The 16,197-nt window shown below is 46.5% G+C and carries 17 protein-coding genes; 10 read left to right on the forward strand and 7 right to left on the reverse strand.

Annotated elements, in window-relative coordinates; genetic code table 11:
* Positions 1-420: 420 nt before the first annotated feature.
* Positions 421-705, forward strand: coding sequence for a LasU family protein (locus FFM80_RS12505; protein ID WP_137641100.1), 285 nt, complete (start codon positions 421-423; stop codon positions 703-705).
* A gap of 15 nt (positions 706-720) precedes the next feature.
* A complete protein-coding gene (locus tag FFM80_RS12510; RefSeq protein ID WP_171001117.1) occupies positions 721-1,314 on the forward strand; it encodes an SdpI family protein in 594 nt (197 codons plus the stop codon).
* 280 nt (positions 1,315-1,594) lie between these two features.
* Here the strand turns inward: FFM80_RS12510 and FFM80_RS12515 are convergent, their stop codons facing one another.
* The 3 genes from FFM80_RS12515 to FFM80_RS12525 are packed head-to-tail and all read right to left on the reverse strand — an operon-like array spanning position 1,595 to position 4,707.
* Positions 1,595-2,455 (reverse strand): SAM-dependent methyltransferase, encoded by an 861-nt coding sequence (locus tag FFM80_RS12515; protein WP_137641102.1) that lies wholly within the window; start codon positions 2,453-2,455, stop codon positions 1,595-1,597.
* Between the two features lie 11 nt (positions 2,456-2,466).
* Positions 2,467-2,883, reverse strand: a complete 417-nt coding sequence (locus tag FFM80_RS12520; RefSeq protein WP_137634984.1) for a helix-turn-helix domain-containing protein — start codon at positions 2,881-2,883, stop codon at positions 2,467-2,469.
* Positions 2,884-2,904: 21 nt separating this feature from the next.
* A complete protein-coding gene (locus FFM80_RS12525) occupies positions 2,905-4,707 on the reverse strand; it encodes a M3 family oligoendopeptidase (RefSeq protein ID WP_137641103.1) in 1,803 nt (600 codons plus the stop codon).
* 141 nt (positions 4,708-4,848) lie between these two features.
* Here FFM80_RS12525 and FFM80_RS12530 point away from each other — a divergent pair, with 141 nt between their 5' ends.
* The 4 genes from FFM80_RS12530 to FFM80_RS12545 all read left to right on the forward strand — a co-directional run bounded on the left by FFM80_RS12530 (position 4,849) and on the right by FFM80_RS12545 (position 8,180).
* The gene (locus FFM80_RS12530; RefSeq protein ID WP_137641129.1) at positions 4,849-5,772 is read left to right on the forward strand and encodes an alpha/beta hydrolase; all 924 of its coding nucleotides are present in this window, start codon (positions 4,849-4,851) and stop codon (positions 5,770-5,772) included.
* Positions 5,773-6,348: 576 nt separating this feature from the next.
* On the forward strand, positions 6,349-6,726 hold the full coding sequence (locus FFM80_RS12535) for a GntR family transcriptional regulator (RefSeq protein ID WP_137641104.1): 378 nt from the start codon (positions 6,349-6,351) through the stop codon (positions 6,724-6,726).
* Positions 6,719-7,429, forward strand: a complete 711-nt coding sequence (locus FFM80_RS12540; RefSeq protein ID WP_137641105.1) for an ATP-binding cassette domain-containing protein — start codon at positions 6,719-6,721, stop codon at positions 7,427-7,429. Before FFM80_RS12535 ends, FFM80_RS12540 begins: the two co-directional genes overlap by 8 nt.
* On the forward strand, positions 7,422-8,180 hold the full coding sequence (locus FFM80_RS12545) for an ABC transporter permease (protein ID WP_137641106.1): 759 nt from the start codon (positions 7,422-7,424) through the stop codon (positions 8,178-8,180). The genes FFM80_RS12540 and FFM80_RS12545 overlap by 8 nt, the downstream gene beginning before the upstream one ends.
* Before the next feature lie 55 nt (positions 8,181-8,235).
* Here FFM80_RS12545 and FFM80_RS12550 read toward each other — a convergent pair whose 3' ends face one another.
* Positions 8,236-8,520 carry a bacteriocin immunity protein gene (locus FFM80_RS12550; RefSeq protein ID WP_137641107.1) on the reverse strand — a complete coding sequence of 95 codons (285 nt, stop codon included), beginning with the start codon at positions 8,518-8,520 and terminating at the stop codon, positions 8,236-8,238.
* 175 nt (positions 8,521-8,695) lie between these two features.
* On the opposite strand from FFM80_RS12550, the gene FFM80_RS12555 reads away from it, so the two are divergent.
* Entirely contained in the window at positions 8,696-9,322 is a 627-nt protein-coding gene (locus tag FFM80_RS12555; protein ID WP_137641108.1) for a hypothetical protein, read from the forward strand.
* 288 nt (positions 9,323-9,610) lie between these two features.
* Here FFM80_RS12555 and FFM80_RS12560 read toward each other — a convergent pair whose 3' ends face one another.
* Positions 9,611-10,165, reverse strand: coding sequence for a cysteine hydrolase family protein (locus FFM80_RS12560; RefSeq protein ID WP_137641109.1), 555 nt, complete (start codon positions 10,163-10,165; stop codon positions 9,611-9,613).
* Between the two features lie 129 nt (positions 10,166-10,294).
* Positions 10,295-12,046, reverse strand: coding sequence for a 1-deoxy-D-xylulose-5-phosphate synthase (locus tag FFM80_RS12565; protein ID WP_137641110.1), 1,752 nt, complete (start codon positions 12,044-12,046; stop codon positions 10,295-10,297).
* A gap of 207 nt (positions 12,047-12,253) precedes the next feature.
* Here FFM80_RS12565 and FFM80_RS12570 point away from each other — a divergent pair, with 207 nt between their 5' ends.
* Entirely contained in the window at positions 12,254-12,838 is a 585-nt protein-coding gene (locus tag FFM80_RS12570; protein ID WP_137641111.1) for a TMEM175 family protein, read from the forward strand.
* Between the two features lie 353 nt (positions 12,839-13,191).
* Here FFM80_RS12570 and FFM80_RS12575 read toward each other — a convergent pair whose 3' ends face one another.
* Positions 13,192-14,079 (reverse strand): LysR family transcriptional regulator, encoded by an 888-nt coding sequence (locus FFM80_RS12575; RefSeq protein WP_137641112.1) that lies wholly within the window; start codon positions 14,077-14,079, stop codon positions 13,192-13,194.
* A 125-nt stretch (positions 14,080-14,204) separates the two neighbouring features.
* Between FFM80_RS12575 and FFM80_RS12580 the strand changes: the two genes are divergently transcribed.
* Positions 14,205-15,086: an aldo/keto reductase gene (locus tag FFM80_RS12580; protein WP_137641113.1), complete on the forward strand. Its 882-nt coding sequence runs from the start codon at positions 14,205-14,207 to the stop codon at positions 15,084-15,086.
* Between the two features lie 89 nt (positions 15,087-15,175).
* Positions 15,176-16,030 (forward strand): GRP family sugar transporter, encoded by an 855-nt coding sequence (locus FFM80_RS12585; protein ID WP_137641130.1) that lies wholly within the window; start codon positions 15,176-15,178, stop codon positions 16,028-16,030.
* Positions 16,031-16,197 lie beyond the last annotated feature (167 nt).

Genomic DNA, 16,197 nt, shown 5'->3' on the forward strand with positions numbered 1-16,197 from the left:
GGGGAAGTATACCTTCAAAGCGCTGATTTCTATTAAGCTTCGCCATCATCCTTCCTTGACTTAATACCACAATGCTTGTTTGGTATTTAGTTACCATCATTATACAGGTCTAAAAATTTAATTATCAACAGACTAGGTTTTAATTCTAAGATAATTAACAAGTCCGGTTGATGGGTGATAATCAGGGAATGCCCTTATACTAAGCTCAAACCCATTTGTGCGACCTAGTAACCGTAACTATTGGCTAATAAATTAGTGATTATGTTATCATCTGATTGTGTACAATTAAACGATGCTCCAGGGAAGCTTGATTAAGGTAGTATCGACACAGCTAGGGGTTGGCTGATTGTCGCTAGTTGCTTAGCTTACTTGGCTGAACACTAGGTAACAATGGTGTTGGGCCAAGCTTTGGAGGATGGAATGGGAAAATTAATGGCAGTTTTACCAACCGGGGCGCTTATCGGAGTCCTGGGCTTAGGTTGGTGGTTACATTGGCAAGGTCAAGCTAATGGAGATCCCTTGGTTGCGATGAGCTTAGCCGGTCTAGGTGTGTACCCGGTTATCGCTATTTTTGTGGTTGGCATCCCTAAGGTGGTTTCGGGGGATAAGGTGTATTCAATTAGCGAAAAGTGGTTTTATGGCTATTTAATTGGTCTGGAAATTGTCGCAATTTTAGTTGCCCTGTACTTGATGGGGCATAATTGAAAGTAGGCGATGAACATGCTAAAAGCAGCGCGCTGGCGGTTATGGACAGTGTTACTAAGTGGCTTAAACATCATGTTATTAGGTTGGTTATGGTTGCCAGCAAAGTTACATTTACCGAAAGTGACGTTAACCTTGCATTTACTCGTGCCAATCACTACGGTCTATCTGTTGTCCTTAATCGCGCCGTTTGTCTTAGCTAAAAGTTATCAGTGGCAGCGTTGGCAAGTGGCGATGCATTGGGCAATCGGTTGGGTGGCTTATAGTCTAGCTGTCGTTTTGTTGCCGGGCTTGTTTCGCACCGCTAATCAGACGGCGATCGGACTGGGCTTGGTATTTGGCATCGTCGGTCTGCTTTGTGTCGATGCGCCACGCAATCATACGCTGGGGATTCGGGTGCCATGGACCTATCAGTCGCCAGAGATTTGGCGGAAAACGAACACGCTGGGCGGTTGGTTGTTTGTGGCAGGCGGCTTATTAGGTATTGCATTAAGTAGTCTGGATGTTGCCTTAACACAGGTATTGATGGTTGGGTTGGCATTTCTGTCCGGTGGGGGCGCGGTTGGGTACGCGTACTGGTTAGCGCATCGGCCACCCCATCATTTGATTTGAATTAAAGATAGAAAAAGCGCTGGTTACGAATGCTCATTGAGCTGCCGTAACCAGCGTTTGTTGTAAAGATAAGTCGAAGTGTGTATTTGTTTTGGTAGTCCACTATAAGCTACTGGTTAATTAACGACGGGCGGCCCAGAATTGGCTCAGTGGTGCCGTTTCACTTAGTCGGTGGTTTTCCGGCTTAGTGAAAGCCCAGCTCTCGAGACCGTACTATGGCTCGAAAACGCGGTCACCACGTTCCAGCCGATTCTGGACCAACTAGCGTGGCAATTAATAATTAGCGCACCACATAGACTTGGTCATGAATGAGATCAAATGGCCGGTAGTGGGCATTCAATTTGTCCACGGCAGCACCGTCTTGATAAATTGCTTGGTCCCAGAACTGCTTGGACCCAGTAGCACCATATTGTTCACCGATACAAATCAATGGCACTTGGTGGTCACTGGCACGCATGGCTTGAAGTAAGTCCCAGTCAATTGTCAGTTTATCGGGCGACCATGACATGACGACATAATCGATATCGGCAGCATATTTCTCGAACGCACTAACGGCATCAAGGCCTTCAATCGTCGTGACTGGATGCTTGCCAGTCTGATTATCAGCCTCCTTGGTCCAAGCCTTAGAATCAGTCGTGATAATGCGTTGTTGCGGATGTAAGTTTTGCAGGCCTTTAGAGATATAGCCATTGCCCGCCATAACTTCCAAGACGGGCTGGTTGCCAACAAATTCAGCGAGGTCCTTTAAGAATGGTGCATTAATGTAAGCCCACATGCCGTATTGATCTTCAAGGTAGTCGCGAAAGTCACGTAACAACTGGTCAACTTTTGGCAAGGCCGCTGAAAGCCGGTCCCATTCCGCGTCGCCGGCGGGATCATGGGGGGGGTAGGTGGCGTTAATCCGGGTCATTAATTGATCTTGAAAATCGTCTGGCACTTGTAAGACCGGCAACGGCTGTGGTGCGAGACCGGCTGCTAATAGCCGATCTGCTTCGAGAACATTATTAATTAAGACAAGCACTTGCGGGTCGTCTTTAAAAAGCGCTCGGTATTTGGTCATTTGCGCAATATAAGGGACGGCCTTTTTAGCAGTTGTTTTTTTGAGCCGCTTTTTTAATTGTTTGAGTTGCTTGGGTTTCATGAAAAAAACTCCTAATTATCAAAATGTAAATCTAGTTCTTCTTGTCCATCAGCATCAGGGGTGACCCGTTGTTGACGACCGTGGAGATAACCGTTCATTAATTGGAAGAGTTCATAGCGATCTTCACTCGATAACCGTTCTTGATTAAAGGTTAGGGGCTTACCGGATAAGAAAATCCGGCCTAAGTCATATTCTTCTTGGTCAGCCCGGCCGGATAAATAATCGGTCGTGACGTGGAAAAATTCAGCCAATTTACGGACTTCTAAGTAAGACGGTGTCCGTAAATTCCGTTCCCAATTGCCAATCTGAGCGGCGGTGTTTTTGCGATGGGTCAATTCAGTGTCCGGCAAATGATTGAGGGCCTCGGCTAATTGGCCGAGTGTCATCTTTTGCCCGCGGCGTAAAGCTCTTAAACGTTCTGGAAACATCTACTCACATCCATTTCTTCATCATAATAATGGCGCGGATAAGGCCATAAATTCATCAATATCACGTTTGATCAAGGCAACCCCAGCTTGCCAAAAGTCCGGTTTCGTCAAGTCAACGCCGAGGTGCTTTTTCGCCAAGGCTTCGGTCGACATATTCGCCGTATCGCGAAGTAAGGCGATATAGCGGTCTTCAAAGTCGGGCTGTTGCTTCGCTTGAGCGTACAAGCCAAGGCTGAAGAGATAGCCAAAGGTGTACGGAAAGTTGTAAAACGGTACATCGGCAATGTAAAAGTGCAGCTTGCTGGCCCAAAACATTGGGTGGTAGGTGGTCAAAGCGTTGCCATAAGCGGTCTTTTGCGCCGTTAACATTAGGTCTGACAATTTAGCCGGGGTGACCACGTGCTGTTGCCGAGCTTGATAAAAGCTGGTTTCAAATAAATAACGCGCCCGAATATCCAAGAACATCGCTAATGGATTTTGCATCTTGGCATCCAATAAGTTCAACTTGGTGGCGGTATCGGGAGCAGCTTTAACGTTGGCATCGGCGACGATTAATTCTGCAAAGGTGGAGGCCGTCTCAGCGACGTTCATGGCGTAGTCTTGACGCCAAAGCGGTAAGTCTTTAATCACGTCGGCGTGGAACGCATGCCCCAGTTCATGTGCCAACGTGGCGGTATCGTTCGGCGAGCCGGTAAAGGTCATAAAGATCCGTGATTCACCAGTTTCTGGCAAGTTATCCATATAACCGCCCGGACGTTTATTCGGTCGATTCTCAGCTTCGACCCAGCGATGGTCCAGCGCGTACTTGGCTAACTTGGCCATTTTAGGACTAAAAGTCTGGAAATGGGTAATCACGAAGTTGGCCGCTTGATCGTAAGTCATTGTATTAGTGGCGGTCCCTAGCGTCAGTGGGGCTTCCACATCTTGCCAGTCGAGCTGGGTCTTACCCATTAACGCGACTTTGCGCTTTAAATAATGTAGTAACAGATCCTGACTGTTGGCGACAACTTGATACATCGTGTCCAACGTTGCTTGACTCATCCGGTTCAATTCGAGCGGTTTGCGTAAGAAGTCGGTTGTCCCGTGCGCTTGATAATTCTGAAGTCGAAAGCCGGCTAAGTGGTTTAACGTATCTGCAAAAGGTGCGGCGTTTTGTTGCCAAGCCGCTTCCCAGTTGGCCATCAGCTTAGCGCGTTGCTGATTCGGCATGGCGGCTGCCAGCATATTTTGTGCTTGGCCCGCGGATAACTGGTGAACTTGACCCGCGTCATCGGTATAAGGAACGGTCATTTGACTAACTAACGTATCGTAATGGTCGCTCCAACCTTGAAAGCCATCGACCGCTAAGTTGTTGATCAAGGCTTCCGTCTGATCATCGAGTAAAGCCAAGCCTTGTTTGCGCATTTCGGTTAAGTTAAAGGCAATCGGTTGTAGTTCCGGTTGGCCGATAATTTTCGTGAAAGTCTCTTGTGGTAGCGCAACGAGCTTTTTCTTGAATTGTGTCATCAGGTTTTCATGCTGATTATCAAGTTGATAAAGCTGATTTAAAATGGTTCCCGCTTTGGTGTTGCTGGCATCGGCGGATTGGATTGCCACGACAAAGACTTCACTTTGCTGTAATCCCGCTTCGATATGCTGCAAGTCCGTCACGATTTGTAAGAACCAGTCGTAAGCTGGCGTATCAGCGTCGGCGCGCCAGTTGGTTAAGGTCGTCTGCGTATCATGTAATTGGTGTTTAATGGTGGTCAGCTTAGTGGCTAAGGCTGGTGAATCGATACCGCCAGCGAAGATAGTGTCTAAGTCCCACGTTTCTGAATAATGCATCGCTTGTCCTCCGATATGCTGGGTGGTTGTGGTTGGCTAAGCGCTAACTGCAAACACCCTCTAGTTATCTTTAATTATAAACGTTATCATGTTGGTAGTGGCAATATTTCTATCGAAAAAGACATAAGGTTGGCGGAAATGATGAAAAAATGGTGGATAACGCTGGGCGTCTTGATTTTAATTGTTGGTGGCGGTCTGATTGGGGCCGGAAGTTATTTTTATCACGTGGCGATTGCGCGTGGGGATAAGGCTTTTGTGACCCAGAGTACGACGCTATCGAAGCGGAGCCCGGTTTATCGGGAAAAGTATTGGTATGCGCATGTTAAGAAGCAGACTTGGCACATCACTTCGAAGGACCGGTTGAAGTTAGTGGCTTGGTACGTCCCCAAGGCCGGGTCGAACAAGACGGTTGTGTTAGCGCATGGTTTTGCGGGCAATAAATCATTAATGGGTGCGTGGGCTGGCATGTATCATGAGCTAGGCTACAATGTCCTGGTGCCAGATGCCCGCGCGGCCGGTGCGAGTCAAGGTCAGGCCGTGGGCTATGGCTGGCTAGAACGTCAAGATGATTTGCAATGGGCGAAGACGGTGGTTCAACGGACCAAGACAACGCAGATCGTGATGAGTGGCATCAGTATGGGGGCGGCTGGGATGACCATGGCGAGTGGTGATCCACAATTACCGCAGATCAAAGCTTATGTGGTTGATAGTCCGTTCACGAGTGCCAAGGCAATTATTAGTTACCAAGCTGGTCAACTCTATCATTTACCAGCCTTTCCGTTGGTCGATGTGACGAGTGGCATTACGAAGTTGCGGGCTGGCTATACATTCGGTGAAGCCGATGCCGTCGCACAGATTCGCAAGAACCATCTGCCCATTATGATTATTAGCGGAACGAAGGATACCTTTGTTCCAACTAAGATGGGGCAGACACTCTATCGCAATGCGCATCAACCAAAAGAACTCTGGTTAGTTAAAGGCGCGGCGCACACGACGGCGATTACGCATGGGTATCAGACTTATAAACAACATGTGCGGGCATTTTTGGCCCAATATGTGAATTAATTAATGGCGAACTGGTTGGTGAAACTGGTTCGTTTTTTTAGTGTTATTTGCCACTCTGGTTGGGCCAGCATTGGCTGGAACGTGGTGGCCGCGTTTTTGAGCCGAAGGGCGGTCTCAAAAGCCGGGCTTTGACTAAGCCGGAAAAATCACCGACTAAGTCAAACGACACCACTGAGCCAATGCTGGCCCGCCCGGCGTTGACTGACTGGGGACCTAGAGCTGTCCTGTAAGGATAGCTATCAATTGGTAGTGGCTAAAGTTTGAGTTTGTATTCTAGTATTAGCAGTTATTTTTGATTGAGAAGCGATTATTTAACTGAAATAATTAAACTAAAGGAAGCAAATTAGCGCAGGGCGGGCTGGATGACGCTCAGTGGTGAAATTTTACTTGGTTGGGTGACACCTTTCCCGACCTAGTAAAAGCCCGGCTTGCAAGACCGTACTTTGGCTTGCAAACGTGGCCACCACGTTCCAGCGTCAATCCAGCCCAACCGTAGTGGCAGTTTTATGCTTGCTAAAGGGTTGCCTTTATGTTATAGTGTAATAGTAAAATATAACACTAGGGAGGTAGAACAAATTGAAATTTGACGATAAGGTCCCGATTTACTATCAAATCAAAAATTATCTGTATCATGAGATGCTGACGGGCACGTTGAATCCTGGTGATAAGTTGCCGGCAGTTCGCCAATTGGCGGTCGACTTAACGGTTAATGTTAATACCGTGCAACGGGCGCTTAGTGAGATGATTACGGAGGGGACAATCGAATCGCAACGGGGCAAAGGTAACTTTGTCACGGCCGATACGACCCGATTAGCCCAACTAAAGGAGCAGTTAGTGATGACGCAATTGGCACAGGTCTACGAGCAACTACACGCATTGAATTTAACTGATGAGGAGATTATCGCGAGTTTGAAACGGTATATCGAACAGAAAGGGGCGGGGCAAAATGCCTAATGTTTTAGCCATTCAAGGATTGACGTATAAACGCAATCAAAAATTAATTTTAAAAAATATTGATCTGACTTTAGAAACCGGAAAAATCGTGGGGTTACTTGGTGAAAACGGGGCCGGAAAAACCACACTGATGCGCTTGATTACCGGGAGTGCCCAAGGGTCTGGCGATATAATGGTCAGTGATGCCACGACGGCCACGGCGCGTAAAGCGCACGTTAGCTTTTCTGAACAGTTACATGGTTTCAACAAGAATGTGAAGATTAGTCGAGTCGTTGACTTCTACCAAACTGTCTACTCTGATTTCGATTTGAATCGTTATCATGAATTGGCTGACTTCTTACAGCTAAACGGTGAGTTAAAGTTATTGGCGCTGTCCAAAGGGATGCGTGAAAAGTTAATCATTGCCTTGACGTTAGCGCGGCAGACTGATTTATACTTGTTGGATGAACCGTTTGGTGGAATTGATAGCATGAGTCGCAAGAAGATTATCAGTAGTATTATTCAGTGGAAGCCGGATAATGCCACGATGCTGATTAGTGATCATTATGTCACTGAAATTGCGCCAATCTTGGATGAAATTGTGGTCGTTAAGGATCAGACGATTGCGGTGCATCAAAAGACTGATACCATTCGGAGTGAATCCGGGATGGATATCGAAGATTATTATGAAAGCTTGTATGCAGGAGGTGTCGACCATGACTAAGATGAGCGCCTTATTTAAGACGATGGGCTGGACGAAGTTTCGGCAAATTAATCAAATGATTCTGCTGGAACTGATTGCGGTGGCGGTCACTGGTATCTGGACGGCCATTAAGGGCAATTTTAACTTAGCAACGTTATTTTATTTAACGGCGAGTTGGTCAATGTTGCCTTATGTCGTTGGGTTTATCCTCCTGGCGGTTAGCACGGAAAAAGCTTATACGGCGGATACTTTCCGCCTGATTCCGATTGAAGAAACGCGCTTTTATCTGATGAATTTGTTATCATCATTAGCCACCTTAGTTTACTTTATGGTTGTCCAAGCCGTATTATACGGTCTGACCTTCTGGTTAGGTTGGTCACGAATTAGTGGCATGTTACCGCCGATGGCAACGGTGGGTTCGAATGTGGTTGAGCCAATAATCGTGATGCTGTTGGTTAGCTTAATGACGGCGTTACTCATTTGGAGCACGATTTCGTTCGTACACTTGGTAACGAGTGCGACCAGCAATTTCTTGCCGAAGTTCCGGCAACGGGCCTTAAACGTGGTCGTGTATGTGATCGTTATCTTCATCACGATACGTGTCGCTGGCTTCATTGTGCATGGCGTCGCTTGGTTCGCCCGGATTACCTTTAATGGCACTGACCTGGGTCAATTTTGGTTAGCACTAGCGGCAATGGCCGTGGTTATCTTAGTTGAAGGGGCGCTAAACGTCTTCTTATTGAAGCGGTGGGTTGAAACCGCAGCTAATTAGTGAATCAAAAAACGTGTTCGGATTTTTCCGAACACGTTTTTTCTGACGGCTTTAATTAGTCTTGTGGTGCGTAAGGTTTTTGATAAGCTAAGCCGCGGCTATTATCAGTTAAAAGTTGTGATAATGGATCTAAAGCTTTCGGTCCATGTAAGTGGGCCATCCCCCAATATTTTAAAGCTTGATGTAGTTCACCGGCGACTTGATGGTCGTCACGGCCGCTTTCAAGTTGTTGGGCGGACTTTAATAAAAGTTTCGTTAAGTCCGGCAACTTTTGAACTTCAGCGTCATTGTAAGCCGTATCGATGGCTTGCATTAAAGTGGTGCGATTAGTGTTGGTCATTGTGAATCCCCCCCTAAGTCAAAATTATACTAGTTAGGTTAAGCGATGCAACTGCGTGAATCAGTTAATACTTAACTTACTTACGCTTTTAGATCAACAATACTGGTACTTGAGATAACGGCTCGTTATAATGACGTCCAGAGTTAGTTGTACCGCATTAATTGGGGGGATTATCATGAAAAAAGTGATTTTAACCAGTAGTTTATTAGGCGCGGTTGTGATGGGCTTAGCCGTGGGGGCGCCCGTTGCGACTGCCAGTGCCAAGCCGGCATTGTCGGCCACGGCGGTGACGTATCATGCCGCTAAAAAGGCTGCTACGTTTGCTGGGAAAGCTAGTCCGAAAGTGAAAAAAGTCGTACTCCAATATGGCAAAACTAAAAAGGTTACGGCTACTGTTAAGGCCCGAAAATTTAAAGTGACCAAAGCGTTCAGCGGTTATCGTGATTTTAAACTATACGGCGTTAACCAGAAAGGACAACGTGTTACTAAGTTTTACACGTATGGTCCTAGCCGCTATGCCACGAAGGCGCCGACGATGGTTCAAATTGACCGCAGCGGGGTACCCGATACGCTATTAGTCACACTCAATGTCCCTAAAGCCAGCGTGATTACGATCGACCAACGTGATCATCGGTTAGTGAAGCAGTATTGTAGCAGTACCCCAGCGTTATTCCATCTGAATGGGATTACGGCTAAGAAATATCAAGTGACGGCAACCGCCAAGCAAGCTGACCGCAAGACGAGCCCAGTGTTGAAGTTGCCAGTTGTTAAGCGGGGCCTGATTATGGTCGCCCGCTATTAAATCGACAATTAGTAGGATTAAACTTGCCACTCTGGTTGGCCCAGGATTGGCTGAAACTGCGAGCCGAAGCGCGGTTTCACAAGCCGGAGATTATCTAAGTCGACAACCCATGACTAAGATAAACGCCACTACTGAACCAATTCTGGGCCGTCCGCCGTTAAATAGCAGCATCGTGATGCGTCAGTGGCGATTTAGTTTTGACGAGTGTTTTAGGTGAACGGCAAGTTAAGACTATGAAAAACAAAAAATCCCCTGTCAATCGTTGCAATGATTGACAGGGGATTTTGGTTAGATCACGGTGGCACCGAGGCTATTGGCAAAGTGCTGCAACGCCCAACTGTGGCCGGTGGGATTAAAGCTGGCCACACAACTACGGTGAATCACAAGTTGGTAGCCAAGATTATAAGCATCGACAGCGGTATGCAAGACGCAGATATCAGTACAAACACCAGCGAGTTCTAGCGTAGTGATATGGCGTTCACGCAAGCGCAGATCTAAGTCTGTTCCGGCAAAGGCGCTGTAACGGGTTTTATCGAATAACCAGACCTGGTCGTCAGCTTGATGTTGATCAAACCAGTTTTTAACCGGGCCATAAAGGTCACGCCCCCAAGACTCACGAACATTGTGGGGCGGAAAGAGCTTGGTCTCAGGATGATACGGATCGTGCGGGGTGTGCACATCGGTCGGTAGGAGGACCCAACCATCGCTTTGCTGCATGGCATCGGCCCGTTCAATAAGTTTAGGCGCGAGGACTTGGCCGGGTTCGCCACAAGTTAAGGCACCGGCATCGGCGACAAAATCATTCGTGTAATCAATGATGAGTAAGGCTTGATCAGCTGACATATAAAACCCTCCGTGAATTTGGCTTGGATTCAGTATGTCGGTTTACATGCGGCCTGTCAAAGAATGACATTTTCTAAACACACAAACAGCCGCTAGCGATTTGCTGGCGGCTGTTGAAGCGAGTGGTACTTATTTAGCGAGGGCTTTTTGAATGGCCGTAATGATTTGATCTGGTGTTAACTTAAATTCATGCCAGAGTTCAGCAGTCGTTTCACGATCATTGAAGCGTTTGGCTGCCCCAAAGTTTAAGACGTGCATGTCCGTATCACCATAGAAGCGACTGACCTTTTCACCAAAGCCACCACTTAAGCTGGCTTCTTCTAAAGTCACGACTAATTGATGATGAGCTTGCAAAGCGGTCAACCCGGTTGCATCTAAATCAGATAAGTTCCGCGGGTCAATCACGGTTGCATCGATTTGGTGTTCAGCTAGTTGACCCTGCACTTGTTCAGCGAGTGGTAATAAGCTACCAACACCTAATAACGCGACTTGTTGCCCAGCATGCACGGTCCGTAATTGATGGACGTCAAAGTCGGTTAGGTCGGCCGAATGAACGGCGTTACTTGGTACGCGAATGGCCACGGGACCGGTCGTTTGATGTAAGGACCAGCGCATCATCGCGGCTAATTCTTCCTTAGTTGTTGGCGCTAAGTACGTCAAGCCAGGGATGTTGGCTAACATGGCCACGTCGAAGATACCTTGATGGGTCGGGTCGCCAGCACTAATACTGCCACCGGCGACCATGATAGTCACGGGCAACTTGTTGATGCCCAAGTCGTGTGATAATTGGTCGTAAGCCCGTTGCAAGAACGTCCCAGAATGGAAGACAATTGGCCGTAAACCTTGTTGGGCTTGACCAGCCGCAAAGGTAATCGATTCTTGTTCGGCGATACCAACATCGAAGTAGCGTTCCGGATGGCGGTTGCCGAAACGTTTTAAGTCGTACATGCCGGGAATCGCCGCCGTAATGGCTGTCAACGGTGTGTGTTGGTTTGTTAATTCGCCTTCCAAAACGGCATGAATCGTGTCGGTATAACTTTCCTTGGTATTTGGATGCAAAGTCTGACCAGTCTTTAAGTCAAAGGGAACATGCCAGTGGAAGGCTTCTTCGTTGGCCAACGCTGGCGCATAGCCGCGGCCTTTTTCAGTATGCACATGTAAGACAATCGGGTGGTCGATATCTTTGATCGCTTTAAAGGCGGCAATCATCGTGGCAAGATCATTACCTTGATCGACATAGCGATAGTCTAGGCCCATTGCTTTGAACAAGTTATTGCTGGCTTGACCATTGGTTTCGCGAAGTTCTTTTAGGTTTTGATACAACCCGCCATGGTCTTCCGCGATTGACCTCCCGTTATCATTAGCCAAGATAATCAAGTTCGACTTCAAGGTTGCGGCGGTATTCAAACCTTCTAATGCTAGCCCGCCAGATAGTGACCCATCACCAATCACGGCCATGACGTTACCTTGCTTGGCTTGTAAATCTCGGGCAACAGCCATCCCAGTTGCTAAGGCAATCGAAGTCGAGGTATGGCCGATGTTGAAGTAGTCGTGCGGACTTTCTTCAGGTGCAGTATAGCCACTGACATCATCATAATGAGCGGGGTCCAACCAAGCTTGTTTACGACCGGTTAGGATCTTATGCGTATAAGATTGATGGGAAACATCCCAGACGACTTTGTCAATTGGTGAATCAAAGACGTAATGAAAAGCAATCGTTAATTCAACGACGCCCAAGTTAGGACCAACGTGGCCGCCAGTTTGGCTAACTTTATTCAATAGGACTTGTCGAATTTCAGCGGCTAAGGCTGTTAATTCAGTCAAAGTTAAGCTTTTGAGATTAGTTGGTGATTCAATGGTATTTAAAATTGGTGTCTTCATTGTATATAATGCTCACTTTCAGCTAGTTTCTGGATAACGTTATCTAAGATACCAGCTTAGAGTAGGTCGAAGACAAGTGGTTTGTCTGAAAAAATAAAATTATTTTTATAAAGGGTGCATTTCGCATTGGCGTCCAATGGTCGTCATTGGGGGTGGTGTAGTATAGTAAATACAGGTTTGGACTAAATGATAAAGTGAGTGATTAGGTTGAATAAAGAACGACTGGCAGCTTTTACAGATGCCGTATTAGCAATTATTATGACGATTTTAGTTTTGGAGTTGGCAAAGCCGAAAGTGGTGAGCGTACAGGGATTGTGGGCTTTACGAGAGAACTTTATGGCGTATACAATCTCATTTTTCTGGATTGGTCTCATGTGGGCGACCCAGCACAGTCACTGGCAGCGGGTCAATAAGATTAGTGAGCACACCGTGTATGCGTCATTACTAATGTTATTTCTCTCTTCATTCTTTCCGTATACAACGAGTCTGGTCGCCCAGAATTTCAACAATGCAACGGCTCAGGCACTGTATGGCATTATTATTTTAGGAGTGTCGTTCAGCAATATCTTGATCTCGGCTACTTTGAAGCGGGTCAATCCGAAAACTAAATTTGGCTGGCTATACAATCTGGATAATCGGTCAGTCTTCATTGATTTACTGATTAAAGCCATTGGGCTACTGTTGTCCATTACGGTCTTTCCAGCAGCGATGGTTTGGGCGATTTTCCTTGGCATGTTAGTTGTCGGGATTGACGGAGTGATTGGTGCCCGAAAAAATCAGCGGCATGCTTAGTTAATCCTAATACGTTTGGTGCTAGTTGGTTTAAATTGCCACTCTGGTCCGCCCGGCGTTAATCAGAAATTGCTGATTATTTAGTTCAATCAGTAAATTTAGTCGAGAGGTTGGCTCCTAAAATGCTCAGCCGTGTCGTTGACCCATGGCGCTCCAGCATTTTAGGAACTATCCGGTAGGCGGCAAGCTCAACTAACAACAAGCGTAGACCTAATAAATGTTGTTAAATCAAACCAATTTGAATTGTGACGAATAATAAGCGAACCAGAAGTTTTTAAAATTCTGGTTCGCTTACTTTTTTGTAGAAATATTGCTCATTAGACCAGACACAGTCCTGCGTTTGGGCCGCTTGCTCACTGCTGAATAGTTGTGGGCCATTGTTGCTGAAGCTGCCGAATTAGTGGTGATAGTCGTTGCTTTTGTGACAATAAGTAGCTAGCGTAAATCGGCATCTGAGCGCTATCGTCACTGATTGGAACGGCAACCCGATCGGTATCGGCTTTAACTTGGGCGTCGAAGGTTGGTTCACTTTGTGACAGGTTAGTCGCAAAGAATGGAAAACGTGAATGGGCCGTAATTTCGGCGAAAGCCTCGCGATCATCTTGGTACATAAACTTAGCATCCGCAATGTTAGCCTTGATAATGTCACTCCAAGGTCCGATTGCACGCATCACAATGAAGCTTAAGCCTTTTAATTCGTCAAAAGTGACAGTGGCTTGATTGGCCAGATACATGAATTGATCCAAGTTGACTTGTAAGCGCTCTTCACCAACATATTGAGATTCAATCGTGTCAGTCAATAGTTCTTGATTGGAGAAGATGAGGGAATCTTGATTGTTGGTCAAGGCCGTTTCAATATCATTAGTTGCCACAAACTGGTCTTCGAGTTGAAGCTGGGTATCCAAGGTCGCTCGTAATTGTCGCAATAAAATTAGCGGCCCGGGGACCGTTGCGGCTAGGATGGTCGTGTGCTGGCTACGGTCGAAGTTTTGAACTTTGGTTACCATTGCCGAATTGGCTTGTAACAGGCGCGCAGCTTCTTTAGCGGCGAGTTCACCTGCGGGCGTGAGTGCAATTCGATTGGCTTGGCGTGCAAATAAGCGAGTCCCAAACTCGTCCTCAAGTTTTTGCATGCCCCGAGTGACCGAAGGCTGGGTCACATTTAGTTGCGCTGCCGTTTGGGTCAGCGTTCCAGTCTTGGCAAAAACCGTGAGTTCTTCTAATAAGTAAGTTTCAATCATTTACTCAGCTCCTAAAAATACACTATACACTAAACGTATAGTAGCATGTTTATCTGGTATTTTTCAAACATTCCGGCTCGGCTTATGATGTAATCATTCAATGAGCACACAGAAAGGATGATCACATGGATGAGCAACAGGTCCAGTTAAATAATGGGATTGAAATGCCCCGGGTCGGTTTCGGTGTTTTCCAGATTGTTGATGACCAAGCTTGCGAAACTGCAGTCACTCAGGCCTTACAAGCCGGTTACCGAGCGATTGATACCGCGACGGCTTATCAAAATGAAGCTGCCGTTGGTCGGGCTATCCAGAAGAGTCGCTTGAAACGTGAAGCCTTGTTCATCACGTCCAAATTATGGGTGGCCGATGCGACTTATGAGCGGGCTAAAGCTGGGATTGATGCCTCACTGAAACGGCTGGGGCTAGATTACTTAGATTTATATTTGTTACATCAACCTTATGGCGATGTGATTGGTGCTTGGCGGGCTTTAGAAGAAGCCCATCAAGCCGGCAAGCTTCGGGCCATCGGGGTGTCTAATTTTTACAGTGATCAATTAAAAAACTTGGTATTAACGACTACTGTTAAACCGGCCGTTAACCAAATTGAAATCAATCCGTGGTATCAGCAAGCGGAAGCTGTTCAATTTGCACAATCAATGGGCATTCAGGTTGAAGCTTGGGCGCCATTTGCTGAAGGTAAACAGGCTATTTTCACTAATGCCACGCTAGTAGCAATTGGTGCTCGGTATGGCAAGTCTGTTAGCCAAGTGATTTTACGCTGGTTATTACAGCGACAGCTTGTGGTGGTTTCAAAGACGGTGCATGCTGACCGGATGGCGATGAATCTCAATGTTAATGACTTTGAGTTAGATGATCGAGCCATGCGGGAAATCACAGCTCTAGATCAACATCATAGTCAATTTTTTAATCACCGTGATCCGGTGGCGATTGACCAAATCTTTGGTACTAGTCTTAAGAAGAACCGGCGAAAGGTAACGATAGATTAGGCAAGTTAGTCAGCATCTTATTTATTCAGCGAACAGTGCAGCTCAATAACGGGCACGATTAAAATTTTAAAAAAAGAAGGATAGCAATGATGACGATTTTATGGATGTTATTACCAGCGATTGCGTGGGGCGTGTTGCCATTACTGGTGAGTCGCTTAGGTGGTCGACCAATCAATCAAATCTTTGGGACGGCAATTGGAACATTAATAGTCAGTATTATCGGACAAGTGATTTTGCACCCGACTATTAATTTGACGGCCTTTTTAATGGCCGCAGTGGCAGGCGCGTTCTGGATTATTGGACAACTAGGTCAGTATATTGGTTACGCTAATGTCGGGGTGTCAAAAACGATGCCAATTTCAACCGGGTTACAACTGGTGGGAACGGCATTGGTCGGTGTTTGCTTGTTCGGTGAATGGGCGACAACCGCTGCCAAGGTGATTGGCGTCATCGGGATTGTCCTACTAGTTGTTGGCGTCATCATGACATCCCTTCACGATCGGCAGGAGCAGGCGGGCGACAACCAGACTCGCACAATCATAATGTTAGTGTTAACAACGATTGGATTTATTGTCTTCAATGCGATTCCCAAAGCCTTATCTGCGTCAGGAATTGCGATCTTTTTGCCAGAATCAATTGGGATGGTTGTTGCGGTACTAGTCTATATGCTGAGCCGTGGTCAACTGAAAATTATGCGGGAACGCGTGAGCTGGTTAAATGTGTTAGGTGGTTTAGTGTTCTCGATCGCGTCACTGACATATATTGTGTCGGTGAGCCAGAATGGGGTTAATACCGCATTTGTCGTGTCACAATTATCAGTTGTCATTTCAACGTTAGGCGGCTTGCTGTTTTTACATGAACGCAAGTCGCATCGTGAGCTAATCTTGACGTTAAGCGGTTTGGGATTGGTTGTCATTGGCGCCATTGTGACTACGCTTGTTTAAGCCGTACTAATTATGTAGTCGATGACGCTTGCGTTTTGAAGCTAGAACGGGCTATACGTTGAACGCATGGTAGCATGTTTATCTAGTAATTTTAAAATCGTGATTTAGGTCGTATGATATAGACATTGAAACGGAGCCAGTTATGAGCTGAGCTTCAAAATAAAACG

Origin of the sequence: Lactiplantibacillus dongliensis, assembly GCF_005405105.1 — a bacterium.
In the GTDB taxonomy this organism is placed as follows: domain Bacteria; phylum Bacillota; class Bacilli; order Lactobacillales; family Lactobacillaceae; genus Lactiplantibacillus; species Lactiplantibacillus dongliensis.